At 68.1% G+C, this 9,194-nt stretch carries 14 protein-coding genes and 1 pseudogene; 11 read left to right on the plus strand and 4 right to left on the minus strand.

Features of this window, described 5'->3' with window-relative positions; genetic code table 11:
• Positions 1–91 precede the first annotated feature (91 nt).
• The 8 genes and pseudogenes from D7Y15_RS08055 to D7Y15_RS08090 all read left to right on the plus strand — a co-directional run.
• A pseudogene (locus D7Y15_RS08055) lies at positions 92–310 on the plus strand (cell wall protein); the annotation flags it as partial.
• A complete protein-coding gene (locus tag D7Y15_RS08060) occupies positions 307–1,752 on the plus strand; it encodes a hypothetical protein (protein ID WP_121752189.1) in 1,446 nt (481 codons plus the stop codon). The pseudogene D7Y15_RS08055 and the gene D7Y15_RS08060, both read left to right, overlap by 4 nt.
• Positions 1,745–2,344, plus strand: coding sequence for a hypothetical protein (locus D7Y15_RS08065; protein WP_121752190.1), 600 nt, complete (start codon positions 1,745–1,747; stop codon positions 2,342–2,344). The genes D7Y15_RS08060 and D7Y15_RS08065 overlap by 8 nt, the downstream gene beginning before the upstream one ends.
• On the plus strand, positions 2,337–2,957 hold the full coding sequence (gene tmk / locus D7Y15_RS08070; RefSeq protein WP_121752191.1) for a dTMP kinase: 621 nt from the start codon (positions 2,337–2,339) through the stop codon (positions 2,955–2,957). The genes D7Y15_RS08065 and tmk overlap by 8 nt, the downstream gene beginning before the upstream one ends.
• Positions 2,958–3,046: 89 nt before the next feature.
• Positions 3,047–3,757: a hypothetical protein gene (locus tag D7Y15_RS08075; RefSeq protein WP_121752192.1), complete on the plus strand. Its 711-nt coding sequence runs from the start codon at positions 3,047–3,049 to the stop codon at positions 3,755–3,757.
• Between the two features lie 165 nt (positions 3,758–3,922).
• Positions 3,923–4,267 (plus strand): hypothetical protein, encoded by a 345-nt coding sequence (locus D7Y15_RS08080; protein ID WP_148712722.1) that lies wholly within the window; start codon positions 3,923–3,925, stop codon positions 4,265–4,267.
• A gap of 290 nt (positions 4,268–4,557) precedes the next feature.
• The gene (locus D7Y15_RS08085) at positions 4,558–4,929 is read left to right on the plus strand and encodes a hypothetical protein (protein WP_121752194.1); all 372 of its coding nucleotides are present in this window, start codon (positions 4,558–4,560) and stop codon (positions 4,927–4,929) included.
• 58 nt (positions 4,930–4,987) lie between these two features.
• A complete protein-coding gene (locus D7Y15_RS08090) occupies positions 4,988–5,182 on the plus strand; it encodes a hypothetical protein (protein ID WP_121752195.1) in 195 nt (64 codons plus the stop codon).
• Between the two features lie 106 nt (positions 5,183–5,288).
• Here D7Y15_RS08090 and D7Y15_RS08095 read toward each other — a convergent pair whose 3' ends face one another.
• Positions 5,289–5,513: a hypothetical protein gene (locus D7Y15_RS08095; RefSeq protein WP_120588244.1), complete on the minus strand. Its 225-nt coding sequence runs from the start codon at positions 5,511–5,513 to the stop codon at positions 5,289–5,291.
• 235 nt (positions 5,514–5,748) lie between these two features.
• Here D7Y15_RS08095 and D7Y15_RS44075 point away from each other — a divergent pair, with 235 nt between their 5' ends.
• Genes D7Y15_RS44075 through D7Y15_RS44080 form a run of 3 tightly spaced genes read left to right on the plus strand, consistent with a single transcriptional unit; the run spans position 5,749 to position 7,139 of the window.
• On the plus strand, positions 5,749–6,093 hold the full coding sequence (locus D7Y15_RS44075) for a hypothetical protein (protein ID WP_148712723.1): 345 nt from the start codon (positions 5,749–5,751) through the stop codon (positions 6,091–6,093).
• Positions 6,090–6,341, plus strand: a complete 252-nt coding sequence (locus D7Y15_RS08105) for a hypothetical protein (protein ID WP_148712724.1) — start codon at positions 6,090–6,092, stop codon at positions 6,339–6,341. The genes D7Y15_RS44075 and D7Y15_RS08105 overlap by 4 nt, the downstream gene beginning before the upstream one ends.
• A 54-nt stretch (positions 6,342–6,395) precedes the next feature.
• A complete protein-coding gene (locus D7Y15_RS44080; RefSeq protein WP_148712725.1) occupies positions 6,396–7,139 on the plus strand; it encodes a hypothetical protein in 744 nt (247 codons plus the stop codon).
• 21 nt (positions 7,140–7,160) lie between these two features.
• On the opposite strand, the gene D7Y15_RS08110 is transcribed toward D7Y15_RS44080, so the two are convergent.
• From D7Y15_RS08110 to D7Y15_RS08120, 3 genes are all read right to left on the minus strand, one after another.
• Positions 7,161–7,610 carry a ParB N-terminal domain-containing protein gene (locus tag D7Y15_RS08110; RefSeq protein WP_121752198.1) on the minus strand — a complete coding sequence of 150 codons (450 nt, stop codon included), beginning with the start codon at positions 7,608–7,610 and terminating at the stop codon, positions 7,161–7,163.
• 13 nt (positions 7,611–7,623) lie between these two features.
• On the minus strand, positions 7,624–7,977 hold the full coding sequence (locus D7Y15_RS08115) for a hypothetical protein (RefSeq protein WP_121752199.1): 354 nt from the start codon (positions 7,975–7,977) through the stop codon (positions 7,624–7,626).
• A gap of 241 nt (positions 7,978–8,218) precedes the next feature.
• Positions 8,219–8,923: a DNA methyltransferase gene (locus D7Y15_RS08120; protein ID WP_121752200.1), complete on the minus strand. Its 705-nt coding sequence runs from the start codon at positions 8,921–8,923 to the stop codon at positions 8,219–8,221.
• Positions 8,924–9,194 lie beyond the last annotated feature (271 nt).

A 9,194-nucleotide genomic window follows, 5' to 3' on the forward strand; every position in this document is an offset into this window, starting at 1 on the left:
GGGCGGCATGGTGACGCCCGCGCCTGCGGCGAAGGTGCCCCTGGCGAGCGCGACCAAACCGTCGAAGCCCGGCAAGTCGACGGCGGCCCAGGCCGACGGCACGCGTATGTGCGCCATCAAGGGCTGCGGCAAGCCCAGCCGGACGAAGGGCTATTGCGCGGCGCACTACCAGAAGCTGCGCAACCTGGAGAAGACAAACCGGCGCCCGGCGGCGTGGGCAGACAACGCCAACCCCAACAGCGTGGAGGACGTCCAGCTGCCGCGCGGCCGCGCCGCCTCGAAGGCGCTGGCGGAGGCGACCGCGCAATGAAGCCAGCGGACGTCAGCGGCATGCCGAAGGAGCTGGAGGAGGTCCGCCGCATCGCCCTGGGCGAGGTGCCCGCCAATGAGGCGCAAGTCCGCGCCGCGCTGGCGCAGGCATGGGCCTGGCTCGCGCCGCTGACGTCCGCCCTGCCGTCGGTTGGGCCGTCTTCGAGCGTGCCGAAGTACGCGACCGGGGATGTGGAGCGGTGGTTCCAGGCGGTGGTCGCGCGGACGAATGGCTCCACCGAAACGGTGATGGCCCGGATGCTTCGCGACGCCGCGCTGAAGGGCGCGAAGGTGCCGGGGTTGATGGCGGACAACGCGGCGCTGGTGGACGCGCTGAAGGAGTTGGCAGACCTGATGGAAGGCGTGCGCGACGGCTCGTACACGCCCGATTCCTTCACGCTCCAGGTCGCCCACCGCCTGCTGGCCGAGGAGCACCCCGGCGCGGCCCTGCTCGCGGATCATGAGGCGAAGGTGTCCGCCCTCACCAACCGCGCGACGCTGGCAGAGGAGCAGCGCACGCAGACGCACCAGCAGGTGGAGGAGATCGCCAAGGTGCTGGACCCGGAGGTGACGCCGGACGCCTGGGGGTGCCACGAAGCGGCGCAGAAGCGCATGCGCGAGATCTCCGCCCTCCAGGCCCGCGTGGCGGAGCTGGAGCGTGAGCGGGACAACCTGAAGGACTGCGAACGTGGCGCTGGCGATGTCGCAGCTGAGGCGCTGGCTGCGCAGCGCAAGGCCGAGTCCGAGCGTGACGCCGCCCAGGCCCAGGTGGCGGAGTTGGAGCGGAAGGTTCTCGTCCTTCAGGAGGGCAGGAACAACGTTCGTGTCGTCCGGGACAGGCTCCGGGCCGAGCGTGACGCCCTCCGCGCGCAGGTGGATGCGGTGGCCGACATCCACCGAATGCTGTCGCCGCTCGACGTGCGCCCCGCGGTGCCGCCGCTGCTGCCCGTCAGCGAGCGCATCCAGCAGTCCCTCGCCAAGCTGGGCCACGAGCCCACGCCGCTGACGACGTCTGCGGCGGATGCGTTGCACCCGTCCGGGCGCTGCACCTGCACTGGCGAGGGCACGTGCGCGTGGTGCCGGGCGCGCTGCGACGCGTGCGGCAGCCCGTACATCCCCGAGGCGGTGCGCCACTCGCTCGCCCAGGTGTGGAGCGCCCTGCGCATCACCACCGCGCACCAGGGCGTGGCCGTCGCTGTCCTCCGTGCGGTGTACCCGGAACTGCCGGTGCCGAACGCGCGGGCTGGAGCGGACATCCTCCCGGCATGGAACGCGCTCGCCCAGGCCGTCACCGAGGCCGCGCGCCTCGGCGCGGAGGACATGCGCAACCAGGCCGCCCGTCACATCGCGGGGCTCGTGCTCGCGGGGCAGGACCCCTTCTCCTTCGCGCGTGAGCTCGATGCCCTTCCGCTGCTGCCCGGGGAGGAAGTGCCCCGTGGCTGATCCGCTCGTCTACCAATACCGCCTCCGCACCGAGAAGGGCGCATGGCTCGCGGACGTCATCCTCCGGAGCGACGGCTTCTTCGCCACCGTATCCGACTGGGGCAACTACTCGTTCCGGTGGACCGCGCCGGGGCGCGAGTTCCGCGCCTTCGTCGCGCACCTCGCGGGCCAGGACGATTACGTGTGCAGCAAGCTGGAGACGCGCGACTGGTGGGATGGAGCGCGAACGCTGAAGCGGATCCGCGAGCACATCCTCACCTACCGCCGCGACGGCATCTACTCGAAGGAGACGGCGGCCGAAGCGTGGCAGTCACTGGCCGATGCGCTGGGACGCTGGAGTGGGCGTGACGCGAGGAACGACGACGAAATCCGCATCGACGAGTTCTCCGTCTGGTGCACCAACACCACGTTGGACGAGCCCTACGAGTTCGCCTCCTACGACTACCCGCCGGACGTGCGTGGCTTCTGCGAGAACGTGATGCCGGCCCTCGCCGCCGCCATTCGCGGGGAGCTTCAGGCCGAGACCCAGGCTCTTGCGCTCCGACACGAGCGCGAGGCCTGGGAATCGGAAGGAGGTGCCATCCATGTATAGAGTGCCCGGAACCTTCGTCGTCCTGGAAGGCGGAGACGGCAGCGGGAAGACGACGCTGGCCCGACTCATTGGAGACGAGCTGCACGCCCAGGGCGCGCGGGTGCTGAACACGGAGGAGCCCTCCGGCGGGCCCGTGGGGATGCTGCTCCGGCGTATGCTGGCGGAGCGCCCGCTCTCCCCGGAGGCGATGGCTCTCCTGTACGCGGCTGACCGCGCGCACCACACGGAGACGGTCATCCGTCCGGCGCTCGCCCGCGGCGAGGTGGTGCTGTGCACCCGCTACGTGCTGTCGTCCCTGGCCTACCAGGGGCCACACGTGGGCCTGGAGTGCGTGATGGAACTCAACGTCCATGCGCTCAAGCCGGACCTGCTCCTCTTCTTGGAGTGCCCGGTGGGCGTCGCTCTCGGACGCGCGGGAGCAGCACGCGTCCTGGACGCCTACGAGACGCCCGCAGTCGCGGCCAGCGCGGCCGACGGCTACGCACGGGCCCTCACGTACCTGGAGTCCCAGGGCCAACGCGTAGTCCGCGTGGACGCCACCCGGGGCCCCGCGCAGGTGCTGCGCACGGCCCTTGAGCAGGTGCTGCCTCTGCTCCCCCGCACCGGCCCGTAGCCGCCCCACCACCTCAACCCCTTCACGACCTGCCGGCCCGGGCGCCGGACGGCAGGGCTCTACCCGTGCGCCCGCTCCCCGAGGTTTCCGTGTCGAAGCACACCGCCGTCCTGCTGTCCCTTGCCCTGTCCACCACCGCCCTCGCCCAGGAGGAGGCGCCCGCCGATGGAGGCGACTTCCCGGCGTGGAGCTCCATCGTCGCCACCGCCACCGCACAGGGCGTCCTCAACCCCGCCGCGCCCGGGGGCAACCCGCGCCCGCTCGCCCTGGGCGTCGGGTACGGCCGCTGGAGCGAGCGCGGGGCCATCCAGGTCCTCGCGCACCTGGCGCCCAGCGTCGCGGCGGACGGGCCAGACGCGGCCGGCGGGCTGCTGCTGCGCCCAGGTGGGCGCCTGGGCTTGAGCGCGGCGGCCCGCCTCCACCGGCTTGGCGCCCGCAGCGAACTGCCGCTGACGGTGGGCGGCTACCTCCGCGCCGGCGCGTCCCTCGACTCCGCGGCCGGCGCCTCCTGGACGTCGCTGCGCGCGGACGCGGGCGTGGCGGCGCACTGGTGGCAGGTGCACACGCCCATGCAGCTGGTGCTGGGCACCCTGGAGGCCGGGCCCGTGGTGCGCCGCCGCACCGGAGACGCCAGCGGCACCTGGCTGGGCCTGTCCGTAGGCGCGTCCGTCACCGTGCAGCGGGTGACGGCGGGCCTGACGCTGACGCACGTGCTCGCTGGAGACGCGCTGGTGCCGGGCCTGACGGGCACCCACGTCACCGCGGGCGTCACGCTGCAGGCGGACCTGCTGCCGCTGTAGCCGACGCGGTGGCTGTTTGCGGCGCAACGACTAGCACTCAAGGGCATGACTGGATTCTTGCGAAGCGTCAGCTCCGTGCGACCACAGACTATGAGAGCGCCTCGCGCTCTCCGGAGACTACAAATGGCAGACGCGACACAGCAGTTACAGTCAGCGAATGGCGTAATGGACGCCATCCTGCGGTTGAAGCAGTCCGACGGGTTCCGTGTTTCAGCCAATCCCGAACCTGGTTCCAGGCTGAGCGCCTTCGTCAGCCGTTCGCCCGGCGAGCTTCCCGATGTAGACGCGCCGCAGGTTCACTACGCGGCAGGCGTCTTCTTCGCCTACGTCAGAGGCGGAAGCACACCGGTGGATCCGGGCATCAAGTGGGATGACAAGTCAGGGAAGTGGGTCGGTCCGTTGCTGTCGACCGGGCAGCACCGCGCTGCCGGAGCTGCATTGGTCGGCGCGGCCCTGGCCGTGACCGGCGAGACCGATTGGGCCGCTATCGACAAGCTTTTCCAGCAGTAGCCCTTGCCGCGGCGGCACCTTGTGCGCATTGCCACCTTCTCGCGTGGAGGTGGCCATGCCCCTGTCCCGGATGCCCGTCATGAAGCTGCACCTCACCGCCGCCGCAGCGAGCCTGCACGCGGAGGCCATGGAGTGCGGCGGGCAGCTGCCGGCCAACGTCAAGCGCGTGGCCCACCTAGTGGACGACGCGCTCCGGGAGGCCAGCCGCGAGGCCCAGACGGACGTGCGCGGCAGCCGCCGGAGGACTGGACGGTCCCGCAGTCGTAGGATGTCGCGCCAGGAGGTGGAACGTGGACCTGTCGGACGAGCGCAAGGCGGAACTACGGATTGCAGCAGAGGCAGCGTCACGACCAGGCGGCGAGCTCGTCGTCGTGAATATCCACAAGCAGCGCGACACCTACGTTCGGCTCCACTCGGTCGCCACGCCGTCGGCCATTCTCGCGCTTCTTGCTGAGAATGAGCGGCTGCGAACGAAGGCTACGTCTGCGGCCCAGCGATTCATCCAGGAGGCGCCGACAGGGCACCCGCCTGTCGAGCGTGCCGCATCGCTGGCATGGGCTATGGCTTCGGACGCCCTTGAGGCGCTGGGGTTGTCGTTCCAGGACGTTGAGAAGGCAGGCAGTGTCGCTGCTGCGCTCGCAACGCTGAAGCGCACACCGTAGCCATTGCGCGACTCCGCGGCCTTTTGGGACGGCACGCCTCCTGCTCTCCGCGCCGGGCATGACGACGATGGAGCGGGTGGCGCTGGCGCAGCGCCTGGGGGAAGCAGAGTTGAAGCTGCAGGGCGCGATGCGCAGGCTGGACGGGAGTCCGGAGGCGCGGACGAGACTGGCGAAGGCGCGGGAGGAACACCGGGCGGCGGAGGCTCATGCGCGGGTAGTGCTCGCGCTCCAGGAAACCAGTGCGGCCGCATGAGGACGAATCCGAGGGCCGCGACCACGGCGACGGCGAGGTGATTGCGCATGCCCCGAGATTCAGGGCCCCGTGGACATGGTTTAGACGGGGCCCGGTCGTTGCGTCGTTATGGCTCCAGCGGCTTCCACTCCCCCATGACCGCCGGAACCTTCGTCAGGTCAGCCTCACGGTAGAGCATGTGCTCCTCGTCGACCTCGTACACCCGTTTCGCCTGCTGGTCGGCATACCGGGTCACCTGGACGAGAGAGCCGTACCGATTGAAGCGGCCGGGAATCTCCTGGTTGGGGTAAATCGCCAAATCGCGGCGGGTACGGAACGCGGAGAGTTTCATTGTCTGGGTGTCCTTTCGTGGAGAAGGCCGAAGCCACCGCGCCCGGTTGTGCCGGGACGCTCCGACAGCCTACCGGGTCGGGCCGACGTTCCTTGGGCGCCCTCCTCATCCCAGTGGGTCAGCTCTGCCCGCGTCCATCCCCCGAAGGGGGAGGCTGGCGACGCCACAGGCAGCTGCCGTAGGTTGGCGTCCTGCTCGCGGCGCCCACGACTCGCGCCTGGGCATGGGGGACTCCATGGCGAAAGTGGCAAAATTCACGGTGCGGCAGCGTTCAGATGCGACACGTCTTGGTGAAGGCGTTGCCCGGTTCAACGGGCCCACCCCCGCGGCGGTGTCACGTGACATGCTCGAAGAAAAGCTCGCTCTCATGGGCCAGGTTCACCCTGCCATTGCTGCCGCCATCAACGCAGGGCTCATCGCAGACCCGCCGTTGCACCAGCAAGTCGACCAGGACCCCTCAAAGTGGGAGTTCGTTTACACCCTCGGTGAGGAAACCGATGACGCTACCGGATCCTCCGTGCCGTTCGTCGTCTACGCGCAGCCGACGGGACCTCTGCAACGCCCGGGGAGCGGCGAATGAACATCGACCCCAGCCGTTGCGCCAGGTGCGAGAAGGAGTTCCCAACGCACTTCCAGCGAGGAATGGCTCTGGAGGACAACACGCGCCTTGACGTCACTGGACCGGTGAAGAATCCGGCGACGGGTCAGGAGGAAGTGAAGGTTCTCTTCGTCTGCCAGCCATGTCGCGTTGCCATCGGCGGATGGCGCGAATCCGAGAGGTTCGTTCAGGGCTACTACGCGAAGCAATACGCCGATCAGCAGCGCTAGCGCCACCCTCATTTGCGGCAAACGACACGTTAACGACCGAGCCAGGAAGACATCGTGAACAAGAAAACATCGCTCGTCGCAAAGCTAAAACCAAGCACAGACATCTTCATCGGGCTGCTATTCGGCCCCAAGATAGCCGCAGTCATCAAAGGCACGACGACGCTTGGTAGTTCGATTTTCGACTATGTACTCGAAACGCGCACGCGAAAAGCAATGCTCTTTGTCGAAAGCTTCATGGATTCTGGGTACCCGAACGAAACGGCAACTCCTTTGCTTGAAGCGGAGCTTGCGAAGGCTCCAAACGAAACAAAGGACGCCGTTGTCGCAGCAATAAAAACACTTGAAGAAGCCATTAGCGACGCCGTAATCCCAAGTCTAGGGCTACTTACCCGTGAGTACACACGAGCCAGTCGGCCCAAGGATAGGTTTTTCGTTGGGGTTCTGCGCCTGCTTCGCGACCTGAGCAGCGCGGAGTACGAGGCTCTCGTGGGCCTTGTGGCCACGGTCGGCGGCCGGTGGTCGTCAGCAGAGCAATCAGACCGACTTCACGTCCAGAAACTTATGCGGGACGACATTGCCATTCTGACGCTAGACAAGCCTGCGGAGGCAGAATGGCAGCCTGAGTACGATGCGCTCTTCCAGGGACTCGAAAGTGCTGGATTTGTTTCCGTAGCCACGGGCTTTAGTAGTATCCGCCAAGCGGGTGATGTGGTTCGTGGGATGTGGTTCATCAAGCGCGAGCCGTGGATGAGGCTTGCCACCATACTCCCTCGCCCTACCCCGCCTGCTTCCATGTGAGGCGCTGGACGTGTGCGTGGCTCAGCGCCGCTGCTTCACTACGCGTTCAATCAGCTCCTCCGCATTGGCGGTCACTTCTTCGACGAGGAGCCCCATCGCGATGGGGTCCACCGGGCTGAAGTACTCGGCCATGTCCTCCTGCTCGATGCGGTCCCCGCGCTTCACGCTATAGAGCCAGTCGCCCTGGGGCGTGGTGTGGACGTACATGGCGTCGCCCAGCGTCGCCACGTAGCAGGGCGCCACCTCCAGGCCTGCGGCGTCAGCAGCTGCCAGACGGTGGCTGCCGGTGAGCGCCAGGAACGTCCTATCAGCGGATGGGTACGGCACCACCACCAGCGGCCGGCCCTTCCAGTCGTGGGCCTCCATGGACGCGCGGATGGCCTCCAGCTTCGCCTTGTCGCGCACCTCGTGCGGCGGGACAATGTCCGTCAGCGGGATGTCGATGACGCCGGGGATGTTGTTGATGTCCATGGCTCCTCCTGGCCTACGACTTCAGCTTCCACAGCGCCGCGATGATCTGCCAGAGCAGCGATGCGCTGGCGATGACGAGCGCTGCCCGCGGCACCCAGCGAGCAACGGGCCGGTCGAGGAGCCCCTCCAGGACGGCGTGCTCGGAGATCAACTGGTTCGTGGCCTCGCGCAGACGACGGAATTCCACCACGTTGCCGTTGTAGGTGAAGACGTCCCGCTCCTCCAACTCATCAGAGAGGTCAATCTCGTCAGCGTCGGCGATGAGCGACGGTATGAGATTCTCGATTACATCCAGACGCGCCCGCACCACGGCACGGAGCTTCGCGCGACGTTCCTCGGTGGCGTGCAACTGGTCGATCTCGTCCACGGGCCCCTCCTCGCCGGGTCGTGCGCGAGCCTACCCCACGTGCTTTCACGTGAGGCGCTGGACGATGCAGCGGACGTTCACCTCCGTCACTCCGAAGGACCGGGACAGGGCGCACCCGTACTCGCCTGCAGCGCGCCTTGAATTCGCGGCCGAACGTCTCGACCTGCTGGAGCAGTTCCTCCTTCGTCACGCTCGCAGCCTGCCACGTCGGCAGGAGGCACGTTCCGCCACACCTGGTGCGTCACGCTGCGCGCACCAGGGCGGTGCCGGCCTCCAGACGGCGGGCGGCGGCCTCGCAGTAGCGCTCCTCGAGTTCCACGCCAACGGCGCGCAGCCCGAGCTGCTGCGCGGCCACCAACGTCGCCCCGCTGCCGGCGAACGGGTCCAGGACGAAGCCTCCGTTCGGGCACGCGCGCTCGAGCAGGTAGACCAGCAGGTTGACGGGCTTCTCGGTGGGATGCGTCCGCTTCGCATTGGGCACCGGCGGGTACCCGGAGAGGACCGCTCCGTGCCGCTTCCCGGCCAGGGCACGCCGCTTCGAGCCGGTGCCGTGCAACACCACCTCGTAGTCCGGCGCGAAACTGGCGGCGCAGTCACCCATGCCGCCCCGGGCCTTCCACCACATCAACGCTCCCTTGACGCGCAGGTGCGAGGACGCCGCGTCGAAGAAGTCCGGCCAACTCTGCCAGTGGCAGAAAACGAACGCGTGCAGGTCAGGCTTCAGCGCGGGTCCGGCCGCGGTGAGTGCTTGGCGGAAAACACGCATGCCCTGGCGGGAACCGTCCGCGCGGATGGCCGCGCCGCTGCGGCCCTTGGCCTCATACGCCATGCCGTAGGGCGGGTCGGTAAGCAGCACGTCCACGGATCCGGACGGGAGTCCGAGCAGGGCGTCGCGGCAGTCGGCGTGAAACAGGGTGATGGTGTCGGACTGGAAGTAGGGCTTCACTATGGGGGCCTCGTCGAGGGCGTGGCGCAGGGGTGCACCACGCGCGCGCGTAGTGCACGGGGGATGCCGAAGACTGGCCTGACGATTGCCAGGGCCTTCAGGTGCTTTGCCTGGAGTCACCATGAAAATGAGCCTGGTCCTCTCGTAAGTCCTCGCCCGAGCCCGTCGAGAGCGACGTTGACGGAGAGGTTCGGCGAATGATTGCTGGGTGAGTCGTCTCAGCGCGACGGGCCGCGAGCCTCGGCCCAGAGGGAGACTTCGCCGTCCGCCT

The organism is Corallococcus sp. AB030, from assembly GCF_003668965.1.
In the GTDB taxonomy this organism is placed as follows: domain Bacteria; phylum Myxococcota; class Myxococcia; order Myxococcales; family Myxococcaceae; genus Corallococcus; species Corallococcus exiguus.